We start from the raw sequence: 23,863 nt of genomic DNA, 5'->3' as shown, positions 1-23,863 counted from the left end.
ACGGACAAATATAACTAAACTATACGGATTTTTCTAATTAAGTAGTCAAATAATTCATTTACTTTTTACTAGTATTTTCTGAATAATTCTTCTACAAAAAGTATAAGTTATTTATATTTTAATTATCTATTTATTTTATCATTTAAAATTTGTAATTTGCTTCAAAAATAAGTAAAATGAACATAAAAAAAGTAGCAGTTATAGGTGCAGGTACTATGGGAAACGGAATTGCTCATGTTTTTGCACAACAAAATTTTCAAGTAAACCTAATTGATGTGAGTGAACAAGCACTACAAAATGCCATTACCAACATTCATAAAAATTTAGATCGACAAATAGCAAAATCTATTATTAGCGAAAACGATAAGATTAATACACTCAATAATATTGGAGTTTTTACGCAATTAGAAGATGGTGTTATTGATGTAGATTTAGTGGTAGAAGCTGCTTCTGAAAATTTTACTATCAAAGAAAAAATATTTCAATCACTAGATACGCTTTGTAATGAAAATACCATTTTAGCAAGCAATACTTCTTCTATCTCTATTACTAAAATAGGTGCTGCTACAAAAAGAGCAGACAAAGTAATTGGTATGCATTTTATGAATCCAGTTCCTGTGATGAAATTAGTAGAAGTTATTCGTGGTTATGCTACTTCTAATGAAACAACACAATCCGTTATGGAATTGTCAAAAACGCTACAAAAAATTCCTGTAGAGGTAAACGATTATCCTGGATTTGTTGCCAATAGAATTTTAATGCCAATGATAAATGAAGCTATCTATACACTTTACGAAGGTGTTGCTGGCGTTACCGAAATTGATACTGTAATGAAATTAGGAATGGCACATCCAATGGGACCATTGCAATTAGCAGATTTTATTGGATTAGATGTTTGCTTAGCCATTTTACAAGTACTACACAACGGATTTGGCAATCCAAAATATGCACCATGTCCTTTATTAGTGAATATGGTTACTGCCAATAAATTAGGTGTAAAAACAGGCGAAGGTTTTTATGTACATACAAAAGGCAGTAAAGACTTGATAGTGAGTAGTTCGTTTAGCTAAAACATAGCAGAATTGTTGTTATATGATATATTAAAACCACCCAAATACATTTGCAAGTATAAAAAAATACAGTATATTTATACAGCAAAACTAATGCTTTGAAAAAATACCTTTTAATACTACTCTTCCTTTGGCAGTTTAATATTTTAGCAGATGATTGTATTCCATATAATACAGTAATAACCATAACTAGACAGTCAGAATTAGATTCATTTCCTATTAATTATCCAAATTGCACAAGAGTAGAAGGTAGTTTGAATATTGAGAAATATTAATAAAAACTAATACAAATTAGTATGTTTTTTTAATCTAATTTAGTTTATTTAAATATACTACACATGTCTTTCGGCATGGTAAGAAGAACGGACTAAAGCACCGCTTTCTACAAAGTTGAATCCTTTTTGTAAACCAACGGTTTTATATTCTTCAAAAATATCTGGATGTATAAATTCATCTACTGCTAAATGCATTTTTGTTGGTTGTAAGTACTGACCAATGGTTAATACATCACAGCCATTTGCTACTAAATCGTCCATAATAGCAAATACTTCTTCTTTGGTTTCACCTAAGCCAACCATAATACCAGATTTTGTTCTTTTTCCAAATGCTTTGGTTCTTTTTATTTGTTCTAAACTTCTTTCGTATTTGGCTTGTGGTCGTACTTTTCTATACAACCGTTCTACTGTTTCCATATTATGCGACACAATTTCTTGTCCAGCACTAATCATCAATTCTAAAGCATCCCAATTGGCTTTAACATCTGGAATTAGTGTTTCTATAGTAGTTTGTGGCGATTGTGCTTTAATTTCTTTTACTGTTTCGTACCATATTCTAGCACCTTTGTCCTTTAATTCATCTCTGTTTACAGAAGTAATCACGGCGTGTTTTAAATTCATTAGTCGTACTGCTTCTGCTACTCGTTTTGGTTCCTCTTCATCAATAGTAAAAGGTCTACCTGTAGCTACTGCACAAAAAGAGCAAGATCTTGTGCATACATTTCCTAAAATCATAAATGTTGCAGTACCAGCTCCCCAACATTCTCCCATATTCGGACAGTTACCACTCTGACAAATTGTGTGTAACTTATAATCGTTAACAATGGCTTTTACATTTCTATAGTTTTCACCAATAGGCAATTTAACCTTAAGCCATTTAGGTTTAGGAGTTCTTTTTATTTCATTAATATCTGCCATGTTATTTTCGTTTACCTAAGGAGAATCCTAAATATACACTCGGATAAAATGCTTTGTTATTATCAATCATGATGGGTAAGTCTTTAAAATAAAAATCGCAAGCAGCACCTACATCTATTACTTTAATTAAACTCGATGCTTTTCCCCAATCAAAAGAAATTCCAGTTTTTAAATGTAATCCAGGTCTAAATTTTAGTTGCCAACCTTTTCCAAAGCCAGCAGAACCAATAATTAAATCAGGATTTAAGAAATCGGCACCAGCTTCATCATAAGACATATAAGCAAAATCAGTACAAGTGCTATTAGTTATATCAGTACAAATAGTAAGTTCATATGGTTTTAAAATGCCAAGCGTAAAACCACCTGCATAACTAAATGAAATCATTACACCGTTTTTTTCTGCTTTATTAGCCAATATTATTTCTTGACCAACTGCTGCATGAATTGCCATTAAAGAATTTATTTTTCCGTAGTAGTATTTTTTTACTAAATCGCCTGGTGTGTATCTTGAATTTCTTTTTTTCTCATTACTATGAAAAAAATAAGCCCAATCAAATTGATATAATAAAGCACTTCTTTTTTGCTTGCCATTGGTTAAAGTAGCACCAAAGCCAATACCATTGCTTTGTAGAAAACCACCAACTCTCCACGATTTTCTATAATATGTTTCTTCATTATTGGTATCGTAACTATAAATATCTTGTGCTATAATACTAGTACTTACTATTACAAAAAGTAATAGCATTATATTTTTTAATGAACGATACATCGACATTTAAAACAATTTAGTACTAAAATAGTTTAAATTATAGAGATAAGAAAGAAATTAGTATCAAATCACAATATCGTTAACAAAAATAAAATTATGACTTGCATGATAAGCTACAGTTTTATCTTTAAAAACAATTAATTGTGGACTTTCGTGATGTATGCCAGATGTAGTTGCAATATCATTTGAAACAGAGCGATATTCTATCAAATCTAAATAGTAGATAGGAATATCTAAATTCCATTCTTTTTCTATACGATTTTTTGCCATACTGCTAATTGAACATCTTGTAGAATGTTTAAATACAGCAAATGGACTTTCTTGCTCATATAAATTATGGAATTCTTGTTCTGTTGTTAATGGCAACCAATTAAGCATTAAACAGATTTTTCTTGTTTTTCTATTTTGTTCTTATCGCTTGAAAAACCAGGACAACCACTTTTTCTATGACAAGACATAGTTAATAAAGCTGTTGCTGCTACTACTGCTAAAAATATTTTTACTTTTTTCATCTTTTTTAGTTTAAAAACTCAAAACTATAAAATATATTGTGTGTTTATTTTTAAATACGAATACTTATTAATACTTTAATTGTTTTTTAACAAATTATGGCAAAATATCACTTTATAGCAATTGGTGGTGCAGTAATGCATCAGTTAGCACTACACTTAAAGGCACAAGGCAATATTGTTACAGGTTCTGATGATGCTATTTTTGATCCTGCAAAAACGAATTTAGCTAAAGCTAATATTTTACCAAATGAATTGGGTTGGTTTCCTGAAAAGATTACTAGCAATATAAATGCAGTTATTTTAGGAATGCATGCTAAAGCAGATAATCCTGAGTTGTTACAAGCACAAGCATTAAATATTCCAATATATTCATTTCCTGCATTTATTTATGAAACATGTAAAGACAAAAACAGAGTTGTAGTAGCAGGAAGTCATGGTAAGACAACTATTACTGCTATGATTATGCATATTTTACTTCAACAAAAAATTGATTTTGATTATTTAGTTGGTGCACAGTTAGATGGTTTTGAGTATATGGTTAAAACATCGAACACTGCAAAAAATATTATTATAGAAGGAGATGAATATTTAACTTCTCCTTTAGATTTAAAAAGTAAGTTTTTACATTATCATCCAAATATTGCAATAATTTCTGGAATTGCTTGGGATCATATTAATGTGTTTCCAACTTTTGAAAGTTATTTAGATGCCTTTAAACAGTTTATTTTATCAATAGATAAAAATGGATATTTAATTTATAATGAAGAAGATGATGTTTTAAAACAATTGGTCATTGATAGTAATCCATCGTGTAATTTAATTCCTTATAAAGCGTTTAATTTTGTAGTAGAAGACGAACAAACCATTATCAATTATCATCAACAGAAAATTGCTATAAAAGTATTTGGCAAACACAATTTAATGAATTTAAAAGCTGCCTTTGAAGTAGCAAAATTATTAGGTATTGATGAAAATGATGCGTTAAATGCAATTAGTACATTTAAAGGTGCTGCTAAACGATTAGAATTGCAGTATGAAAACATTGATAAAAAATATGCTGTTTATAGAGATTTTGCTCATGCACCAAGCAAATTAAAAGCTACTGTTGATGCAGTAAAAACACAATATCCAAATAGAAAAATTATAGCTGTTTTTGAAATGCATACTTATAGTTCTTTACAAGAAAATTTTATTCATCAGTATAAAAACAGTTTAGATAGTGCTACTATAAAATTGGTATTTTTAGATGAAGCAGCATTAAAAATAAAAGGAAAAACTGGTTTTGATGCTCTATATATTCAAACTAATTTTGGAGATGATAGCATTATTGTATTGAATGATGCCAAAGCATTAAAAGAAAATATATTAGCACAAATAGAACTCAATAGTGTTTTATTATTAATGAGTTCTGGCAATATTGGTGGACTAACCGCTAGTGATTTTAAGATATAGCAACATAAATACAATGCTGTATTAATTGAATTCAGAATTATATTATTTAATTTTGATTGCTTAAATGTTTTTTTTGAGAGATTGTATCATCATCATACCAACTTATAATGAAAAGGAAAATATAGCCAATATTATTCCTTATACTCTTAATTTATCTGATAGATTTGAAATTTTGGTAATTGAAGATGGTTCGCCAGATGGTACTGCAACTGTAGTAAAAAGTTTAATGCAACAATTTCCTGATAGAGTACACATTATTGAAAGAACTGGAAAATTAGGTTTAGGTACAGCATATATTACTGGTTTTAAATGGGCGTTAGACAAAGCAAAGTATAATTATATTATAGAAATGGATGCTGATTTTTCGCACAATCCAAATGATGTTTTAAGATTAGTTGATGCTTGTGAAAATAAAGGTGCTGGTTTAGCTGTTGGTTCAAGATATATAAAAGATGGTGCAGTAGTAAACTGGCCAGTTAAACGACTATTGATTTCTTTGTTTGGTTCTAAATATGTACGAATAGTAACAGGAATGCGTGTAAAAGATGCAACTGCTGGTTTTGTGTGTTATACTAAAGGTACTTTAAACAAGATTGATTTAAACCAAATTAATTTTGTTGGATATGCTTTTCAAATACAGATGAAGTTTGCAGTTTGGATACAAAAAATAAATATTATTGAAGTGCCTATAACTTTTAAAGATAGAGAAGTTGGTGTTTCAAAGATGTCTGGTAGTATAGTAAAAGAAGCTGCATTAGGTGTTATAAGAATGAAACTTGCTGCCAAAAGAGATAAAAACTATTTAAGAAAGTAAGATAACTTTATACTATATATGCATTATGTATAGGATATATTCAAATAACTTTAATTCAACTGAAATTGCAGTTTTAATAAGTTGCTATACAAACCATCTTGAGTAGATAATTCTTCGTGCGAACCTTGTTCTACTATTTTACCATGATTCAGTACTAAAATCTTATCTACATTTCTAATAGTAGATAATCGGTGTGCTATAATAATAGTCGTTCTATTTTCCATTAAAGTATTTAAAGCAGCTTGTACCAAGTGTTCAGATTCTGCATCTAAACTACTAGTAGCTTCATCAAGCAATAATATTGGCGGATTTTTTAAAATAGCTCTAGCAATGGCAATTCTTTGTCGCTGACCACCACTTAGTTTTATACCTCTTTCGCCAACAACAGTGTTCAAACCTTCAGGAAATTGTTCTATAAATTCTAGTGCATTGGCTTGTTTAGCAGCTTGAATAATTTCTTCATCTGTAGCATCAAGTTTTCCGTATAAAATATTTTCTTTAATACTTCCACCAAATAATAAAACTTCTTGCGGTACAATAGCCATATTATCTCGTAGTTGTTTTACATTAATATCATTAATATTAGTATTAGCTATACTTATTGTGCCACTGTCTACATCATAATACTTTAAAATAAGCTGTATAATAGTCGACTTTCCAGCACCAGAAGGACCAACTAAAGCTACTTTTTGTCCTTTTTCTATGGTAAGATTTAAATCTTTAAAAATGTCAATGTCTTTTCTTGTTGGATATGCAAATGCTACATTCTGAAAAACAATATTGCCATCTAATTTTAAAGGCGTAAAATTATTAATGTCTGTTTCTGTTGGTGTATTTAAAATATCAACAATGCGTTCTGTTGCACCAATAGCTTTTACAATTCGTCCTAAAGAATCACTTAAACCACCAAAAGATCCACCAATAAAAATAGTATACATTAAAAACTCAATCAATTTTCCAGGAGTAATTCCAGTATTTGGGTCGATGTGATTTTGTTCTACCATACCAGTTCCAGACCAAAAAATAAAAACAATTGCACCAAAAACAACAACAATAATAAAAGTTACAAATCCGCCTCTAAAAATAGCATTAATGATGCCTAATCGTTTAGAGGCATCTATATCAGTAGCATATCTTTGCGATTCATAAGCTTCTCTAGTATATGCTTTTACCGACTGAATACTCATAAGTGTTTCATCTAAAACAACATTGGCTTTAGCTAGTGCTTCTTGAATATTTTTAGAATTATTTCTAATAAATCTACTAAGCAAAATACCTAGTACAATAACTATAGGAAATGTTGCCAGCATAATTAGTGTCAGCTTTACAGAAGTATAGAACAATAAACCTATTCCAACAATTAAAATAGCAAATTGTCTAAAAAACTCAGCTAGTGTTAAAGATAGAATATCAGATAATGCAGTTACATCATTGGTTAGCCGACTTTGTAATTCTCCAGTTCTTGTTTTTTCAAAAAAAGACATTGGAAAACAAATAATTTTATTATATAAATCTTTTCTAATATTAGCTAAAACTGGCTCATTTACTTTAGCAAAAATATATACTCGTAGAAAAGAAAAGACACCTTGTGCTACTAAAATCAATAAGAATATAAGTACTACTTGATTTCTGTTTTGTATAAAATCATCAGATTTTCCAACCGAGACATCTATCATAGAACCTAGTAGCTTTGGAAAAGCCATTACAGTTACACTAGAGAGAAACAGTGTAATAATTCCTAAGATAAAAAGAAACTTATAAGGTTTCATATAAGAAAATATGCTTAGTGCTTTAAGTATATCTTCTTTTTTTGGTAAATTTTTAAAACTAGGTCTAGACATTTGCTTGGCAAAAGTACCAATAATACTATTTAGTTAAAGTTAATTGTAATTTTTTAATACTAATTAGCGTTTAGAAGAGCAAAATAAATTTTGAATATTTTCTATGCTGAATTCATTGTAAAAAATGCAGGGATAGAGTATAAGATACGACTATTAAAAACTTCATAAAATAAATTAACAATAAAGAAAGAATAAAATGTATAACTTAGTAAAAAGCAAAGTTATGAGTACAGCAGAGTTAAGAGAAAGATTACAATCTAGAATTGCAATGGAAGATGACGAAAAAATACTAGAAGCTATTTATATACTTTTAAATAGAGATGAAAGAATAAGTATAGAACAGTACAATAAGGAGATAGAAGCATCTGAAAAAGAATATGAAAAAGGAGATTATGTAACTCAAGCTGTATTTGAAAAAGAAATTCAAAAATGGTAGAAGAAAGATATGTGGTAGTTTGGAATAAAACTGCAAGAACTCAAGTAAGAAACATATACAATTACATTGCAAAAGATTCATTACAAAATGCAAAGAAAGTAGTAGAAGGTATAGTACAATCTACAAATCAACTAGAAATAAATCCAGAAAGGTTTGCTAAAGATAAATATAAACAAAATAATGATGGGACTTACAGATATTATGAATTATATAATTATAGAATAGTTTTTAGAATTTATAAAAATCATATTCGAATAATCAGATTAAGAAGCACACATCAAGAACCTAAAGATTATTAATAAAATAATTAACGATTATTAATATGTAAAGTTAAATATACTAAAATACATTCTTCTTTAGTATAGGAAATATTAAATACTTCAATATTAGTAACCATGTGTGCAATTCATGGTATTAAGAAATAGTCAATCACTCAATTTGCAATAAATTAGCGTATCTTTGTAGCGTGAGTTATACAGTTGCAATAGTTGGTAGACCAAATGTAGGAAAGTCTACTTTGTTTAATCGTTTGGTTGGATATAGAAAATCAATTACCGACGATTTAAGTGGTGTTACTAGAGATAGATTATACGATGTTACCGAATGGAATGGTAAAACATTTAATATTATAGATACAGGTGGTTTTGTGCCAAACTCTGATGATGTTTTTGAAAAAGCCATTAAAGAACAAGTAAAAATTGCTATTGAAGAAGCTAATTTGCTAATTTTTATGGTTGATGTTACTACAGGAATTACTGATTTAGATGAAGCATTAACTCGATTGCTAAGAAAAAGCAATAAACCAGTTTTACTATGTGTCAATAAGGTAGATAATCACGACAGACAATTACTAGCAACAGAGTTTTATGCACTTGGATTTGAACAACTGTTTATGTTGTCATCTATAAGTGGTTCTGGAACTGGTGAGATTTTAGATGCTATTACAGAACAAATTCCACAAGAAGAAGCTGTTGTAGAAGACGAAGAAAATGAGTTGCCTAAAATTGCAATTCTTGGTCAACCTAATGTAGGAAAATCGACTTTAACCAATGCATTAATTGGAAAAGAAAGAAACATAGTAACAGATATTGCAGGAACAACAAGAGATTCTATTCATACACACTATAATTTATATGGAAAAGAGTTTTTGTTGATAGACACAGCAGGAATTCGCAAGAAAAATAAAGTACATGAAGATTTAGAATTTTATTCGGTAATGCGTGCCATTAAATCTATAGATGAAGCAGATGTTTGTGTATTAGTAATAGATGCTAACGATGGTATTGAAGCACAAGATTTGAAGATTTTTAAACTCATTCAGAATAAAAGAAAAGGTATTGTTATTGCTGTAAATAAATGGGATGCTATTGAAAAAGAAACCAATACACATATTGAGTACACTGAAAAAATTAAAGATAGATTAGCTCCATTTAGAGATGTACCTATTGTATTTATATCTGCTTTAGAAAAGCAAAGAATACATAAACTACTCGATGAAGTAATGGCTGTTTACAAAGCAAAAACAATAAAAATTCCTACGAGTCAGTTGAACGAAGTAATGTTAAAAGAAATAGAAAAATATCCACCACCAGCTTATCGTGGAGAGTATATAAAAATAAAATACATTACACAATTACCAACCAAAACACCAAGTTTTGCTTTTTTCTGTAATCATCCAAAATATTTAAAACTACCATATAAAAATTACTTAGAAAATAGACTAAGAGCCAACTTTAATTTAAGTGGTGTGCCTATCAATATTTTCTTCAGACAAAAATAGGAGCGTAGTAGCTACTTTCTAAATCGTGGATGATGCAATGACAATGATTCTTTTAGGTATTGTTGATCTAGATGTGTATATATTTCTGTTGTTGTAATTGAAGAATGTCCTAGCATTTGCTGTACAGCTCGTAAGTCTGCACCACCTTCAATTAAATGTGTAGCAAAAGAATGTCTAAAAGTATGCGGACTGATATTTTTTTGTAGTCCAATTTTTTGAGCCAATTCCTTAATTACATAAAAAACCATCACTCTACTCATAGGTTTTCCATTTCTACTCAAAAATAATATATCATTGTATTTTTCTGGAATTTTTAATTGGTTTCTAACTGTATTAATATAAATATCTATGTGTTTTAAAGCATCATAACCAATTGGTACAAGTCTTTCTTTATCGCCTTTACCAATTACTCGTATAAATTCAACATCTCTATAAATATACGATAATCGCAGATTGATTAACTCAGTTACACGCAAACCACAACTATACAAAGTTTCTAGCATCGCTTTATTGCGAATATTTTTGTCTATTGATAAATCTAAAGCACCAATCAATTGTTCAATTTCGTAGAAACTCAAAGTATCTGGCAATTTTTTACTGAGTTTTGGAGCTTCTAGCAAATAAGCAGGATCTTGCTGAATCATATCATCAAGCAATAAGTACTTGAAAAATGCTTTGATACCAGAAATAATTCTAGCTTGAGAACGATCGTTTAAACCTAAATCATACAAATAAGCTAAAAACAGTTCTAAATCATTGAGTGTAATAGCTTCTGGCAACTTACTAGAGTTTTGAATTAAGTTATAGGTATTAAGTAATTGAACATCATGTAAATATGCATCAATTGAATTTGCAGAAAGCGACTTCTCTACTTTTAAATAAGCTTCAAAATTTTTAATATAGTGCTGCCAATTCATTTAATTAATTTCTTTCCAAAACTCACTTGGATTTATATAAAATACAGTATCTATAAAATAAAGAATATTGTTTTTAGTTAATACATTTTCATCATGTAAATCTTCTAAAATAATGCCAAGTTCAGCATTATAATAATCATTATTTCTAGTGTTTATAAATCCATTATTATTTAAAAATGTTTTGACTTGAGTTAAATCCGTTAAGCTATCTGCTCTAACAAATGCTTGTTCTACTACAGCATAACAATTATTTTCTTCTAAGTAAAATCCTAATAGTTGATATGCTGTATCTGCAAAAAAATAATTATTGAGTAACAAGCTATAGAAATAATCTTGCCAAGAAGCATAATATATTGCATCATTAAGTTTAATTACATGAAATTCATCTTTAATAAAAACTTTTTGTTCAGCACCACTTGATATAAATTTTTGAGTATCAATAGTTTCGAAAAGCAAATTATTTAGGGTAGCGAATTGTATTAATTTACTTGTTTCTTTTGCTTTGTTTTGGTGTTTTTCTTTAGCCATTGGACTTGTTCTTTTGCCATTGCTAAGGTAGTTGGCAATTGCTTGGATAAGTGCATCATGGCTAGAGCTGCTCGTTCCTGAAATGATATTTTGTAATTCATATTTTGTGTTTTGTAGATTCACAATAAGCTAAAAATACAATATAATTTGTTTTTTAGCTCATTTTTCTAATATCATTACACCATGCATTTACCAAAGCCATTTCTTCTTTGCCTACAAAACCTTTATCTGTAAGCATTTGATAGCACAGTGTTAAATCATCTAGTAAATTCTCCTTTCCACCTTTTATTGGTAATGCTGCTAGTTCTTTAGCAATTTTGGCATTGTTTAAATAACCTGGAATTTCGTCTTCAAAATCTTTTAGTAGATTATGTTCATTTCTTTCTTGCCAAACAGTAGCTTCATGAAACAAGATGCTCCAACCATTTTCCCAAGCAATTCTTTGTGCAACAAAACTTCTCCAAATATCGGTCATTCTAAAACTACAATAAGCTGGCAAGTACAATAAAGGAAAAGCATCTTTGTACCAATAAGTGTTTTGACTATTAAAAGGACACCAAGCATCTCTACCAAGAGCAACTTGCAATCCTTTATTAAAATTTAAAGGCAGAGGATAGGTGAGTCGATAAACAGCATCTACATCTGGATTTTCATCTGCTAGTCCTTGTTGAATTGGACAATCAATTGGCTTTTGTTCGTATTGACTTAAATCTGGTGTTGCTTTTTGTAATTCTTCTAATGGCAAACCTCTTGGCCAAATAAATGCATCGCTAAAAAAACGATATACATTTACCCAATCAGTATGTTGAATATCATGAGCTGTAACTGTTCTAGTTTTAGCATTCCAAAAATCGCTTTTAGGTAAATTGTCGTCATCGGTTTCTACAATTTCTTCATAGCCATTTTTCATTGCGAGCAAATAACCAATATTTTTTCTGGTATAGTGTTTAGTTGGACATAGCTTTGCGAACTCAAACTCGGTTGCTAACTGTCTGTCAACAGACCAAAAATCGCAACCATCAATAGTAAAATTTTCTGGTGATTTAGTATCTCCAATACAGATGAAATGTATGTTTTTTTCTACGCAATCTTTAGCATATGATTGCAATACTGGATGTTTATCATCTGCAATTGATGTAATAATTAAAGCTTTAGCTGACATATTTTAGTTTATTGATTATCAAATTTTTATCTAATTCTAATTAAATGGTTGGTTTATTGCCTTTTAATCGTTCTATAAAATAATAGAAAAGTGTTCCGTAGGCATTTTTTATAGCAGATTGAGATACTCTTGGAGATGGTGCTTGATAGTGAATGGGTATTTCTGCAATTCGTTTTTTTCTACACAAATATTTAATTTCTGTTTGGTAAAAATGAGCTCTAGATTTTAATGGATATTGTAATAGTTTACCTATAATATCTCTATGAAATCCTTGAAAACCAGAAGTCATATCATACAAACGAGTTCCTAGTAAAATATTAGCCAAAACAGTTCCTGTTTTAGATAACATTCTACGATTCCAAGGAGAATCGCCCATAGAGCCATCTTTTATAAATCTTGAACCAAAAGCACATTCATTGCCTTCGTTTAAAACTCTTAAGTACATTGGCAAAGCTCTTGGATCGTGAGACAATCCAGCATCCATTTCAATAATAATATCATGACCATTATCGTAAGCAACTTGAAATCCTTTTAGATACGCATCTACCACATTTTTATTTTCTGGTGCAAAAATTACTTCATAACGACTGTCTTTAGTAGCCAAATCTTTAGCCATTTGTAGTGTATTGTCTTTAGAAGCGTTGTCTAGCACAAAATAGATTTTACCTGTACCAATAACATCGAGCACTCTTGTTAGTAAATCGCTAAACTCTTCAAAATTATCTTCTTCGTTTGCCATAGGAATAGTAGCAGCCCAATTGGTGTATAAGTACATAGGTTTTATTTAAGACAAAAATAATTAAAATAATGAAAAATCAAATTGCATATTTCATGTTTAGGAATTTATAAAATACAAGAGATAAAAATACAAAAGCTAAGTTTTTATCTTTAATGTGATAGAAAATCCTGTTGCTAAATTTATAGAATATAGATTATTTTATGCTATTTGTTATTTTATAAATTATATATTTAGATAGGTTGTTTCTTTTTTACATTTGTAGTTGTTTTCTTTTTAAGTTTCTGCATTTTTCGTTTTTCTTTATCAGCACGAATAAAGTTGCTAAATGCTTGCTCTTCTTGCTTAGTCAATGGTCTTGAATCTACTACAAAATCTATATGAAGAGGTTCTCTTATTAATTCCATAATTTAAAAATATTTATTAGTTAATTTTAAAGCTGCTTCTGTGGTAATAATCATTTTATGACCACCAAAATGTATTGCTCCTAAACTTTTTTCATAATGTTCTATGAGTTTTGTTTTAGATAAAAATGATACATAACCTTCTCCACCTCGTTGAAAGGAAAGTTTGCACGCAAAGGCAACAAGATTTCCTGAAACGCCTAAATATGATTTATTTTTTCCGATGTTGAAAGGTGCACTTTCTATTAAGTGCATATAAACATGATCTGATTTTACTTCTAAACTTATTAACCCTTGAATAATATTAGGATTATTTGTAATTGTTAGCTTATATACTTCTCTTAATGGATTTTTAAACTCTGAAGTCCAATTAAATTGCCAACCGTTTTTTTTTGTTATATTTCTAATTTCAGTTTTAGTTAAAAGTGAAATTTCAGTTGGAAAGCTATCTCCAGACCTAACATTTTCAATTGAATTTGTTAGCTTGTCAACCTCAAAACCAAGCTCTATTTTTCTTCGTTTGCTCACACTACTAAATTATAAAAATTATCTTTGTTTGGCAAGTTGTAAATTTAAGCTTTATACTAATTAGTATTATACAATTCGTAGTAGATTAACTATATTAAAAGTATTTAATTTTTTATGTAGTTTTAATTTTATTTTTATCATATGAATTACATCAATAAAAAGACATTTGAAAATTTTACTTGGGTAGATATTTGCCAACCAGAAAAAGTAAAACTAAAATCAATAGCTAAAGAGTATGGTTTAGATATTTATCAGATAAAAGATAGTTTGGAAACTGGACACTTACCTAAGTTTGAACAGCAAACCAATTATAATTTTATCATTTTAAGAGCTTATTCTTCAAACAATGTAAGTAATAGAATTAGTACAATCAACGAGTTATCTAATAAGATTGCTTTTTTTTATAATGAAAATCAAATTATTACAGTGCATACTAAAAAGTTTGATTTTTTATTAGATATAGACTACGATTTTAAAAGTGCAGAACAGTTATTATTGTATATTATTCATAAAATGATTGACTCTTTTGATAAGCCATCTAAATTTTTAGCAGAACAAGTTGATAAAATGGAGCAAACTATTTTTTTGAAAGACTTTGAAAAAGTGTCTTTAGAAGAATTGTATTTCTACAAATCGCAATCGAGAATTACTAAGAAATTGCTACAGATTAGTCAGAATGTAATTAATCACATAGAAGTAAAAGGAGAGAACCTAACGGCTTTACAAGATATAAAAGATAGTTTGTTTAGTTTATCGTTGACTTACGACGAAGTTTTAGATGATGCAATTAACTTAACCAATACTTATTTATCGTTTAATGCTCAAAAAAGTAATGATGTAATGAAACTGTTGACTATTTTTTCTGCTTTTTTCTTACCATTGACTTTTATTGCTGGAATTTATGGTATGAATTTCGATAATATGCCAGAGTTAAAATCTAAGAATGGTTATTATATTACTATGGGAAGTATGCTAGTAATTTCTATATGTATTTATGCATGGTTTAAGAAGAAGAAAATTATTTGAATGTAGAGCATTAATACCACTTAAGTGCATTTGGTTAATACAATTAATTTATATTTATAATGATGTTAAAAATTTAGTCTTGTGTTTATATTTACAACAGATTTGCTTAAAATAACTTACGGTAATGGTGTTGTGAGTGTGTCATCTGTTGGTTTCTTTTTCTTATTAGTTTTAAACAATTCTTTTAGTTTATCAAAGTCTTTTTGGAAACTAATTGCACCGCCAGTTCGTAATCTGTCTTGATTAACGATATCGAAATCGCCTGTTTTTGCAAAGGTTTTTAAACGAATTCTTCCGTCTGGTGTTACTAGATATTCTAGCACGAAATCGCTGGTAAAAGTAGAGTTGGAACCAGCATTTAAATTATTAATACTTGCTGTAGAAGTTGCTGCTCCAAAGTTAACATTTCCTCCTACGGTAAAAATCAATCGACTGTTAAACAACTCTTGCTTGTAGCTAAATCCAAATTGCCTTGAGTCTGATTCTAAATCTTTCAATAAAACATCTAGAGATGCTCCTTTTACTACTTTACTTATTCCTTGTGTTAACAAGTTGGATAGTTGACCTGAGACAAATTCGGTGAGTGAATTGGTATAACCTGTAAATTGTTGATTGGAATTATTGAGCAAACCACTTGGTAAAAATGAGTTGAATAATAACAAACCAAATGCTTGATTGTACACTTCGTTTTTATTGCTATTGATGATGTCTAGTGCTTGTTTTAATTCATCAGATAGTGATGAAATTCCTGTACTTCCTTGAGTAATATCAAAGTTTATTTCAGTATTTTGTAATGTATTTGTTATATACATATTTAAAGTTACATCAACACTTTTATTAGCAATTGGTGATGTACTATCTACAATATTTCGTAGTGATGCATTTCGTACTACATACTGAGCATTTAAATCTAGTACTGCATCTAATGGATTTCCACTAAAGATAATTTTACCGCCTGGTTGTACAATAAACTTTTTAGAGATGATACTTTGAAATTTGAAGTCGTAACTTCCTTTAGAAATATCATAAGTTCCGTTTAAAGTTAATTCGCCACCTCTTTTTAATTGCATGGTTAAGTCGCCGCTTCCGTAGCCAACAATTTTGTCGTTATTGCTTGGATTTAAAATAATATTGACTTGAGCATCTGGTGTTGCTTCTAGTTCCATATCAATATTAATTCCATTAGTTTTTATTTTATCTTCAATGACTTTTAAGGTATCATTTGGATCAAAAAATTTAATATAACTATATCCTTCATCTATTGCTTTATTACTTACAGGAAGATTAAAGACTGTATTAGGTAATGTTCTTGCAGTAACATCTATAAATAAATTTTCAAAAGGACCATTGATATCTACTATACCTTCTGCAAATACTTTTCCGTAGAAATCTTGATTTTCTTCGTAAGTAGTATTCATAAAATTATAACCAGTCGTTGCATCTAAATTGGCTTTACTTACTTCAAAGTTTTTAAATCCTTGATGTAATAGCTTTCCTTGTAATAGTGCTGAATTTCCGTAATCATCAAAAACAGTAATTTGTCCAAAATCAAAACCACTTTTATTGAGTGTAATAGTTTCGTTTTTTGGAATGTTAAATATTGTTCCTAAGTAATTGAGTTTTAGTCGAGCATCTTGTAAGAATTTTGCTTGACCTTCTAGCACAATATTTTTAAGATCGCCAGAAACTTTTACGCTACCACCAACATAACTATGTTCTATATCGAGTTCTTTTCCTAAGAATAATTTAAGAAAACTCATATCTAATCTATCAATATCAGTATATAGTTCTATATATTCTTTACCTTTTTCTTCTAAGCTAATAAATCCATTTAGAGCCAAGCTATAATTAGTATCAATTACATTTCCGCCAAGTTCAATTCTTTTCTTGCCATCTCTACCATAAATTGCATCTGCCATTATTTTATCTATATAAAAATCTTGATATTGAAATTTATTGATTTGTAAATTACCAGTTGCTTCTAGTTGAGTTAATATATTTTTTAGATTAATATTTCCGTTGAGTTCGCCACTTTTAAAGTTGCCAGAAGTATCTACAATTTGAGCAATATCACTTAGGTTTAAATTTTTAACTACTACATTTAAATCTGCCAACGAGTTGCTACCATTAACAACAGAAATTGATTGATTGTCATTAATAAATGAGAAATTTTGCGTAATAAAATTGGTTCCCATTATTTTAATAAAGTTATTTTTTTGTATAGTCCAAATTTTGTTGTTTAGTTTTAATTTAGAATCGGTGATTTGGATAAGTGTAGTATCTTTATTAAAATCAATGAGTGATTCTAGGTGTACTGAGTTTTTTGCAGTATCGTTTTCAATATAAATTGAAGAAAGTAATTGTTTTGTAGAACTGTTAATATCGACAGTAATATCATTAAATAAAAATTTATCTTTTTTAATATTATCTAATGAAAGTGTTGTTAAGAGTTCATCATCTTGATTGTATCCATAAGATGATATTTTTTTGAAAGCTATTCCGTCGTAGTTGAGTGAATCTGAAAGCACATCAAAATTAAGTACATTTTTTTGATTGTTGAATTGAGCTGTTAAATCTAAATCGCTAACATGGTAAAGTTTAGGTATAAATACTTTAAAAACTTCACTAAAGTTAGAGTAGAGTTTTGCAGTTAAATTGATGTCTTGATTTTTGTTATTGGCATAATCTTTAACTGTTGGTTTAATAAGTTTAGAATAGTTTTGTAGATATACTTTTGCAGAAGGAACAATAGTTAATGGATCGAACTCGCCTTTTATATCTACAACTGCTTCGTTAGATTTTAATGAATAGTGCTTGTATTTATCTTTACTTTCTATGTTTGCAGTAACATCAGAAAGCGTAATCATATTGATATTATTTTGTACTATAATATTTTTAAATATACCATTAGCATTTATTTCATCTAACTTAATTCCTTCTCCTTGTATTTTTCCATCTAAAGAAATTAAGAAAGTGTCTTTAGACAAGTTGAGTTTATGTAAATCTGCATTTTTAATACTTGTTTCAAAAGCATATTTTGGTATCGTTTGATTGAAGTCTGCGAAACCATTGAAATCAATTAAAAAACAATCATCATCGAAGAATGCTTTACCTGTAAACTTTTTCTTTTCTAGTCGACCAGCAACATCTATTTTATCAAAGACAAAGCCATTTAAATATAAATTTCTAATTGTTCCTTTAATATCTGTTTCTAGATTTTTTATATCAAATCCAGCACCATTGGCATCAATATTTAAGTCTACTGTACCTAATAACTTGCTATTGCCTGTAATTTCTGCTAAGTTTAAACCAATAGCTGTTACATTTCCTTTGTACTGTGGTTGTTTTCCTTTAGGTAATTTCATATATATGTCAGCATCAAGAGTACCTAAGTTATCAGTAATTAGTCTTCCTTTAGTATAAAAATCATCTACTTTTCCTTTAAAAATTCCACTGAACTGAATATTTCCTGCATTGGCAACTTGTTCTGGTAGCTTTACAAATGGTAGTATTTTTTGTAAGTCTTGCGTACTAGTTTTGAGCTGTTTTACATTTAAATCTAAAATAGTTTGATTGATTTTTGGCAACCCTTTTATAGTTCCATTAATATCTATTTTAGTAATATTACCTGTTTGTAATTGTAGCTGACTTATTTTTAAATCGCTTAAATAACCTTTTGCTTGTATATTAGTTTGTACTTTTTCTGGTAAATATTTATCTATGCTTGGCACAAACTGTGTTATATCTTTTTTGTAAACTGTTGTATTGTTTAGGTTTGCAGACAACATTACTGCATCTTCAAAGTTTTTAAAACTGTCCCAACCGTATTTAAATTGTAGTGCAAAATCTCCGTTTACTTTACTTTCATTCAAAGCAATTTTAGCATCATTTAGTCGAATAGCTCCATTATCTAAATACGCATTTCCTTCTATGTGCTTTACTTGAATATTGTCTTTTAGATTAGTACTTAGATTTTTGATATTGAGTTTCATTCCTGTAGAATCCCAAGAATAATTTGTTGCATCTAAATTAATTTGTTGCACACGCATATTACTAATATCCAATTTACCAACTTTTTGATTTTTGCCATTCATGTTCATTGCATATAAACCATCTTCCATTGTTAATTGCTTTACTTTAATATTGAGCCCAATATTTTCTGGCATAAATGGTTTGTGTACTTTGTTTTTATCTTTCTCTTTTAAGTTATAGAGTGTTAGATAAAACTGTGGCTTAACTATATTTACATCATCTACATATATAATTTTATTGGCTAAGTCTAATTTCTCTACATCAACATTTAAATCACTTAATAGCAGTTCGAATTTATTATCTGCATATTTATCATCCATAGTAAGATGAACATTAGACAGTTGTAGATTCTTTAAATCAATTACAATAGGTGTTTTCTTTTTGTCTTTTTTAGGTTTTGGTTCTTTTGGTGTAAAGGCATCAATAATGTTTGAAAAATTATATAAGCTATCATTTTCCGTTCGATATGCATTTACAAGCAGACTATCTATTGCTACATCTTTAAAATAGTACTTTCCGTCTTTGATGCTAGTAATTTGACTTTTTAATGTCTTACCTAAATTAAGTGTTACATCAACATTCTTAGCAAAAAACAATGTATCTTTATATTTGTCAGATACATATACATTTTTAAGTGATAATGTTTTAAAAAACTTAATGTCTACACTTTCAATATCAACATCTGATTTTGTTTTTTCTGTCAGGTACTTTGTTGCTTTACCCACCAACCATGTTTGTACTTTTGGTTGTTGTACTAAATATGCCGAAGTAAAAAATACAATTATGAGCAAAAACAACAATGTTATTAGTGCTATTGAAATGTATTTAAGTCCTTTTTTCATATTACCTTTGCAACTGCAACAAAATTACGGTATTTATAACAATTATTATGCCTAGCTCGGTTATATTAGCAATAGAATCTTCATGTGATGATACTTCTGCCTCAGTTTGTATTGATGGAAAAATTATTTCAAATATAGTTGCTAATCAACAAATACACGAACAATATGGTGGTGTAGTACCAGAATTAGCGAGTAGAGCTCATATTCAAAATATTATTCCTGTTGTTGATACAGCGATTCAACAAGCTAATATTAACAAAAAAACAATAAACGCCATTGCATTTACGCGTGGTCCTGGATTGCTTGGTTCATTGTTAGTTGGTGGTGTTTTTGCCAAAACACTTTCTCAAACGCTAGCAGTTCCTTTAATTGATGTACATCATATGGAAGCACATGTAATGGCACATTTTATTGATGCACCTCAACCTACATTTCCTTTTTTGTGTTTGACTGTTTCTGGTGGACATACACAATTGGTTTTAGTGAAAGATTATTTACAAATGGAAATTATTGGTAGCACTATAGATGATGCTGCTGGTGAAGCTTTTGATAAGACTGCAAAAATGCTAGGATTAAAATATCCTGGTGGTCCAATTTTAGATCAATTAGCACAGCAAGGAAACCCGAATGCATTTAAGTTTACACCAAGTAAAGTAGATAGTTTAGATTTTAGTTTTAGTGGTTTTAAAACTCAAGTGATGTATTTTTTGAATAAAGCCACTCAAAAAAATGAACATTTTATACAAGAGAATTTAAACGACTTAGCTGCTTCTATTCAACAACATATTGTAAATGAGTTGATAAGAAAATTAGAACTAGCAATAGAGCAATATCAAGTTAAACAGGTTGGCATTGCTGGTGGTGTAGCTGCAAATAGTTGCTTAAGAAACGAAATAAATAACATTAAGAATAAATATGATATTGAAGTATATATTCCGAAATTTGAATACTGTACAGATAATGCGGCTATGATTGCTATTTGTGGATATTATAAATATTTAAAAAACGAATTTTGTGATATTACTATTCCAATATCACCCAAAATATAATAAAGAAAGATGGAAAGAATACAAATTGATATACCAGAAAAAGTGTTGTTTACTTATACATTTACCATAGCAAAGCAAGACATTAATTTTGCGAACCACATGGGCAATGAAATGATATTGGTTTATGCTAATACTATTCGACCTAAGTTTTTTGAACATTTACAGTTAGAAGAAATGGATAGTATAGCACAAACTGGAACTATCGTTGTTAATCATCAGATTGTATATAAGAGTGAAGGTTTTTTACACGATGAAATTACTTGTGCAATAGGTGTTTGTAATTTTACTTCGTATGGTTTTGATGCTGTTTTTCATTTCATCAAGAAAAAGGAAAATAAAACACTTGCTATTTTAAAAACTGGTGTAGTGTATTTTGACTATTTCAATAAAAGAGTACATAAATTACCAATGGCTTATATAGAGAAATTTTATGGATAAAAAATAATTGATATTAAGAGCATCACAACAATCCAATAGATGAAGATAATTATCCTTTAGTGATAATGTTTAGATAGTGGACTTTCAATCAACAGCCAAATCTATGGATTGAAACTCTGTAGAAGTTATAGTAAAAAATAACACTCTAACAAATCACTAATAAAAATGCTAAAAATCAATTATCTTTGCAGTTGTAGGTCGCACTATCGTGCTGTAGCAATACAGTAAGGAAAGTCCGAGCAACACAGAGTAGCTTGATGGGTAACGCCCATTTTCTTGAAAAAGAAAGAACAGTGCCACAGAAAATAGTACAGGTAATGCTGTAGTGAAACAAGGTAAACTCCAAGCGTTGAAATATCATGTATATCAGCAAGCTCGTAGAGCAAAAGCTTACTCGGCTTTGTTTGTTGAGGGGTAGATAGCTAGAGTTAATTAGTAATAATTAACCAAGATAAATGATAGTGTAGAAACAGAACTCGGCTTATGAACCTACTTTTTTTGGAATAAAATTTGAGGAAGAATAAATAACTATGGCAAAAATATTAATTGTAGATGACGAAAAAGCGATAAGAAGAACGCTTAAAGAAATATTAGAATACGAAAAATTTGAAATTGAAGAAGCTGTCGACGGTGAAGATGGTCTAGCAAAAATAGTAAAAAACAAATACGATGTAATTATCTTAGATGTAAAAATGCCTAAAAAAGATGGTATAGAAGTACTTTCAGCAATGCAAGAACAAGCTATCGATATTCCTGTGATTGTTTTATCTGGACATGGAAATATTGAAACAGCTGTAGAAGCAGTAAAAAAAGGTGCTTTCGATTACATTCCAAAACCACCAGACTTAAACCGTTTGTTAATTACCGTTAGAAATGCAATGGACAAAGCTAACTTAGTTTCTGAAACTAAGATTCTTAGAAAGAGGATTGCTAAATCTAAAGATATTGTAGGTGACTCAATGCCTATTTTAAAAATTAAAGAAACCATTGCTAAAGTTGCACCAACCGAAGCTAGAGTGCTAGTAACTGGTGAAAATGGTGTAGGTAAAGAATTGGTTGCCAGATGGATACATGAACAGAGCAATAGAGCAAACGGACCATTAATCGAGGTCAATTGTGCTGCTATTCCATCAGAATTAATAGAGAGCGAATTATTTGGACACGAAAAAGGAGCTTTCACTTCTGCTGTAAAACAAAGAATTGGAAAGTTTGAACAAGCTAATGGTGGCACACTTTTTCTTGATGAAATTGGTGATATGAGTTTAGAAGCTCAAGCTAAAGTATTAAGAGCATTACAAGAAAATAAAATTACTAGAGTTGGTGGCGATAAAGACATTACTGTTGATGTAAGAATTGTAGCTGCTACCAACAAAGATTTAATTAAAGAAGCAGATAGCAATAGATTTAGATTAGACTTATACCATAGATTGAGTGTGATTTTAATTCATGTGCCAAGTTTAAACGACAGAAAAGATGATATTCCGCAATTAGCAGACTATTTCTTAGAAGATATTTGCAAAGAATATGGCATGAGCAAAAAGAAAATTGAACCTAAAGCTGTTGCTGCTTTGCAAGAAAAAAACTGGACAGGAAACATCAGAGAGTTGAGAAATGTAATTGAACGACTGATTATTATGTCTGATAAACAAATAGAAGTTCAAGATGTAATTGATTATGCTAATGTAAGTAAGAGTGAAGCAACTAAAAACACAATACAGTTTGATAACTTCAATGATACACAACAGTTTTTAGATTATATGGAACGCAGTTTTATTGAAAGTAAATTAGCTCAAAATGATTGGAATACAGCTAAAACAGCTACTGCACTTAATTTAAGTAAAACAGACTTAGAAGAAAAAATGAATAATTTGGGTTTGAAAAAACGATGAAACCATATAGAACCAATGGAGTTTAGTAGTAGTTGTAAATAAATTAGGCGTAAAAACTAGCAAAGGTTATATATACTCAAAAAAAGTAAAGATATGGTAGTGAGTAGTGCTTTTAACTTTTTAATATATACTATTTTATGAATATATTGGCTCTGCAATAGGCATATTACTTATATTATTCTTGCTCTTTTTTTGGGAGATAAGAGCGAGTATAACAAAAAAGCGAGTAGTGCAGAATGGCGTATATACAAAGGGCATAATTACAGATATAACTAGTACACCAAAAGGGAGACCTATATATATATGCATATATAATCGGAGATAAGGAAAATAAAGGAGGGAGTTATGGGTTTTATGAAAAATTAAGTATCGGAGATACTATTACTATTTTATATTACATTAACAAAAAAAATAAAGCAATAATATACCCAGCATATGAATTATT

22 protein-coding genes and 1 other RNA gene are annotated in these 23,863 nt (G+C 29.3%); 12 read left to right on the top strand and 11 right to left on the bottom strand.

Features of this window, described 5'->3' with window-relative positions:
• The first annotated feature begins 182 nt into the window (after positions 1-182).
• Complete coding sequence (locus H6553_08005; GenBank protein MCB9033765.1) at positions 183-1,070, top strand: 3-hydroxybutyryl-CoA dehydrogenase; 888 nt, start codon at positions 183-185, stop codon at positions 1,068-1,070.
• Positions 1,071-1,168: 98 nt separating this feature from the next.
• Positions 1,169-1,345 (top strand): hypothetical protein, encoded by a 177-nt coding sequence (locus H6553_08000; protein MCB9033764.1) that lies wholly within the window; start codon positions 1,169-1,171, stop codon positions 1,343-1,345.
• 57 nt (positions 1,346-1,402) lie between these two features.
• Here H6553_08000 and lipA read toward each other — a convergent pair whose 3' ends face one another.
• From lipA to ytxJ, 3 genes are all read right to left on the bottom strand, one after another.
• Positions 1,403-2,263 carry a lipoyl synthase gene (gene lipA, locus H6553_07995; GenBank protein ID MCB9033763.1) on the bottom strand — a complete coding sequence of 287 codons (861 nt, stop codon included), beginning with the start codon at positions 2,261-2,263 and terminating at the stop codon, positions 1,403-1,405.
• Position 2,264: 1 nt separating this feature from the next.
• The gene (locus H6553_07990; GenBank protein ID MCB9033762.1) at positions 2,265-3,008 is read right to left on the bottom strand and encodes a hypothetical protein; all 744 of its coding nucleotides are present in this window, start codon (positions 3,006-3,008) and stop codon (positions 2,265-2,267) included.
• Between the two features lie 87 nt (positions 3,009-3,095).
• Positions 3,096-3,410 (bottom strand): bacillithiol system redox-active protein YtxJ, encoded by a 315-nt coding sequence (gene ytxJ / locus H6553_07985; GenBank protein ID MCB9033761.1) that lies wholly within the window; start codon positions 3,408-3,410, stop codon positions 3,096-3,098.
• A 230-nt stretch (positions 3,411-3,640) separates the two neighbouring features.
• Between ytxJ and H6553_07980 the strand changes: the two genes are divergently transcribed.
• Both H6553_07980 and H6553_07975 read left to right on the top strand, forming a co-directional pair.
• Complete coding sequence (locus H6553_07980; GenBank protein ID MCB9033760.1) at positions 3,641-4,996, top strand: peptidoglycan synthetase; 1,356 nt, start codon at positions 3,641-3,643, stop codon at positions 4,994-4,996.
• 64 nt (positions 4,997-5,060) lie between these two features.
• Positions 5,061-5,810 (top strand): polyprenol monophosphomannose synthase, encoded by a 750-nt coding sequence (locus tag H6553_07975; GenBank protein MCB9033759.1) that lies wholly within the window; start codon positions 5,061-5,063, stop codon positions 5,808-5,810.
• A 50-nt stretch (positions 5,811-5,860) separates the two neighbouring features.
• Here the strand turns inward: H6553_07975 and H6553_07970 are convergent, their stop codons facing one another.
• Positions 5,861-7,651 carry an ATP-binding cassette domain-containing protein gene (locus H6553_07970; GenBank protein ID MCB9033758.1) on the bottom strand — a complete coding sequence of 597 codons (1,791 nt, stop codon included), beginning with the start codon at positions 7,649-7,651 and terminating at the stop codon, positions 5,861-5,863.
• A gap of 223 nt (positions 7,652-7,874) precedes the next feature.
• Between H6553_07970 and H6553_07965 the strand changes: the two genes are divergently transcribed.
• From H6553_07965 to der, 3 genes are all read left to right on the top strand, one after another.
• Positions 7,875-8,087 carry a hypothetical protein gene (locus H6553_07965; GenBank protein ID MCB9033757.1) on the top strand — a complete coding sequence of 71 codons (213 nt, stop codon included), beginning with the start codon at positions 7,875-7,877 and terminating at the stop codon, positions 8,085-8,087.
• Positions 8,081-8,386 carry a type II toxin-antitoxin system RelE/ParE family toxin gene (locus H6553_07960; protein ID MCB9033756.1) on the top strand — a complete coding sequence of 102 codons (306 nt, stop codon included), beginning with the start codon at positions 8,081-8,083 and terminating at the stop codon, positions 8,384-8,386. The genes H6553_07965 and H6553_07960 overlap by 7 nt, the downstream gene beginning before the upstream one ends.
• A gap of 167 nt (positions 8,387-8,553) precedes the next feature.
• Entirely contained in the window at positions 8,554-9,867 is a 1,314-nt protein-coding gene (der, locus tag H6553_07955; protein ID MCB9033755.1) for a ribosome biogenesis GTPase Der, read from the top strand.
• A gap of 11 nt (positions 9,868-9,878) precedes the next feature.
• Here the strand turns inward: der and xerD are convergent, their stop codons facing one another.
• The 6 genes from xerD to H6553_07925 form a co-directional block, all read right to left on the bottom strand.
• Positions 9,879-10,784 carry a site-specific tyrosine recombinase XerD gene (gene xerD, locus H6553_07950; GenBank protein MCB9033754.1) on the bottom strand — a complete coding sequence of 302 codons (906 nt, stop codon included), beginning with the start codon at positions 10,782-10,784 and terminating at the stop codon, positions 9,879-9,881.
• Positions 10,785-11,435, bottom strand: coding sequence for a hypothetical protein (locus H6553_07945; protein MCB9033753.1), 651 nt, complete (start codon positions 11,433-11,435; stop codon positions 10,785-10,787).
• A gap of 31 nt (positions 11,436-11,466) precedes the next feature.
• A complete protein-coding gene (locus tag H6553_07940; protein ID MCB9033752.1) occupies positions 11,467-12,474 on the bottom strand; it encodes a DUF288 domain-containing protein in 1,008 nt (335 codons plus the stop codon).
• 40 nt (positions 12,475-12,514) lie between these two features.
• Complete coding sequence (locus tag H6553_07935; GenBank protein MCB9033751.1) at positions 12,515-13,213, bottom strand: glycosyltransferase; 699 nt, start codon at positions 13,211-13,213, stop codon at positions 12,515-12,517.
• A 230-nt stretch (positions 13,214-13,443) separates the two neighbouring features.
• Positions 13,444-13,617 (bottom strand): hypothetical protein, encoded by a 174-nt coding sequence (locus H6553_07930; protein MCB9033750.1) that lies wholly within the window; start codon positions 13,615-13,617, stop codon positions 13,444-13,446.
• Between the two features lie 3 nt (positions 13,618-13,620).
• On the bottom strand, positions 13,621-14,142 hold the full coding sequence (locus H6553_07925) for a hypothetical protein (protein MCB9033749.1): 522 nt from the start codon (positions 14,140-14,142) through the stop codon (positions 13,621-13,623).
• A gap of 141 nt (positions 14,143-14,283) precedes the next feature.
• Between H6553_07925 and H6553_07920 the strand changes: the two genes are divergently transcribed.
• The gene (locus H6553_07920) at positions 14,284-15,168 is read left to right on the top strand and encodes a hypothetical protein (GenBank protein MCB9033748.1); all 885 of its coding nucleotides are present in this window, start codon (positions 14,284-14,286) and stop codon (positions 15,166-15,168) included.
• Positions 15,169-15,284: 116 nt separating this feature from the next.
• On the opposite strand, the gene H6553_07915 is transcribed toward H6553_07920, so the two are convergent.
• Positions 15,285-20,042, bottom strand: coding sequence for a hypothetical protein (locus H6553_07915; GenBank protein MCB9033747.1), 4,758 nt, complete (start codon positions 20,040-20,042; stop codon positions 15,285-15,287).
• 47 nt (positions 20,043-20,089) lie between these two features.
• Here H6553_07915 and tsaD point away from each other — a divergent pair, with 47 nt between their 5' ends.
• The 4 genes from tsaD to H6553_07895 all read left to right on the top strand — a co-directional run bounded on the left by tsaD (position 20,090) and on the right by H6553_07895 (position 23,418).
• Positions 20,090-21,091, top strand: coding sequence for a tRNA (adenosine(37)-N6)-threonylcarbamoyltransferase complex transferase subunit TsaD (tsaD, locus tag H6553_07910; GenBank protein ID MCB9033746.1), 1,002 nt, complete (start codon positions 20,090-20,092; stop codon positions 21,089-21,091).
• Positions 21,092-21,100: 9 nt separating this feature from the next.
• Positions 21,101-21,529 (top strand): thioesterase family protein, encoded by a 429-nt coding sequence (locus tag H6553_07905; protein MCB9033745.1) that lies wholly within the window; start codon positions 21,101-21,103, stop codon positions 21,527-21,529.
• A 190-nt stretch (positions 21,530-21,719) separates the two neighbouring features.
• Positions 21,720-22,029: RNase P RNA component class A (gene rnpB, locus H6553_07900), an RNA gene on the top strand.
• Between the two features lie 30 nt (positions 22,030-22,059).
• The gene (locus H6553_07895; GenBank protein MCB9033744.1) at positions 22,060-23,418 is read left to right on the top strand and encodes a sigma-54-dependent Fis family transcriptional regulator; all 1,359 of its coding nucleotides are present in this window, start codon (positions 22,060-22,062) and stop codon (positions 23,416-23,418) included.
• The last annotated feature ends 445 nt before the right edge of the window (positions 23,419-23,863 follow it).

Source organism: Chitinophagales bacterium, assembly GCA_020636535.1.
GTDB lineage: Bacteria > Bacteroidota > Bacteroidia > Chitinophagales > JADIYW01 > JADJSS01.
This window is presented reverse-complemented; position numbering and strand designations above follow the sequence as displayed.

Excerpts from the sequence above, each read along its gene's own strand:
- lipA (MCB9033763.1), bottom strand. The coding sequence starts at position 2,263 with ATGGCAGATATTAATGAAATAAAAAGAACTCCTAAACCTAAATGGCTT.
- H6553_07990 (MCB9033762.1), bottom strand. The coding sequence starts at position 3,008 with ATGCTATTACTTTTTGTAATAGTAAGTACTAGTATTATAGCACAAGAT.
- ytxJ (MCB9033761.1), bottom strand. The coding sequence starts at position 3,410 with ATGCTTAATTGGTTGCCATTAACAACAGAACAAGAATTCCATAATTTA.
- H6553_07980 (MCB9033760.1), top strand. The coding sequence starts at position 3,641 with ATGGCAAAATATCACTTTATAGCAATTGGTGGTGCAGTAATGCATCAG.
- H6553_07975 (MCB9033759.1), top strand. The coding sequence starts at position 5,061 with ATGTTTTTTTTGAGAGATTGTATCATCATCATACCAACTTATAATGAA.
- H6553_07970 (MCB9033758.1), bottom strand. The coding sequence starts at position 7,651 with ATGTCTAGACCTAGTTTTAAAAATTTACCAAAAAAAGAAGATATACTT.
- H6553_07965 (MCB9033757.1), top strand. The coding sequence starts at position 7,875 with ATGAGTACAGCAGAGTTAAGAGAAAGATTACAATCTAGAATTGCAATG.
- H6553_07960 (MCB9033756.1), top strand. The coding sequence starts at position 8,081 with ATGGTAGAAGAAAGATATGTGGTAGTTTGGAATAAAACTGCAAGAACT.
- xerD (MCB9033754.1), bottom strand. The coding sequence starts at position 10,784 with ATGAATTGGCAGCACTATATTAAAAATTTTGAAGCTTATTTAAAAGTA.
- H6553_07940 (MCB9033752.1), bottom strand. The coding sequence starts at position 12,474 with ATGTCAGCTAAAGCTTTAATTATTACATCAATTGCAGATGATAAACAT.
- H6553_07935 (MCB9033751.1), bottom strand. The coding sequence starts at position 13,213 with ATGGCAAACGAAGAAGATAATTTTGAAGAGTTTAGCGATTTACTAACA.
- H6553_07930 (MCB9033750.1), bottom strand. The coding sequence starts at position 13,617 with ATGGAATTAATAAGAGAACCTCTTCATATAGATTTTGTAGTAGATTCA.
- H6553_07920 (MCB9033748.1), top strand. The coding sequence starts at position 14,284 with ATGAATTACATCAATAAAAAGACATTTGAAAATTTTACTTGGGTAGAT.
- H6553_07915 (MCB9033747.1), bottom strand. The coding sequence starts at position 20,042 with ATGAAAAAAGGACTTAAATACATTTCAATAGCACTAATAACATTGTTG.
- tsaD (MCB9033746.1), top strand. The coding sequence starts at position 20,090 with ATGCCTAGCTCGGTTATATTAGCAATAGAATCTTCATGTGATGATACT.
- H6553_07905 (MCB9033745.1), top strand. The coding sequence starts at position 21,101 with ATGGAAAGAATACAAATTGATATACCAGAAAAAGTGTTGTTTACTTAT.
- H6553_07895 (MCB9033744.1), top strand. The coding sequence starts at position 22,060 with ATGGCAAAAATATTAATTGTAGATGACGAAAAAGCGATAAGAAGAACG.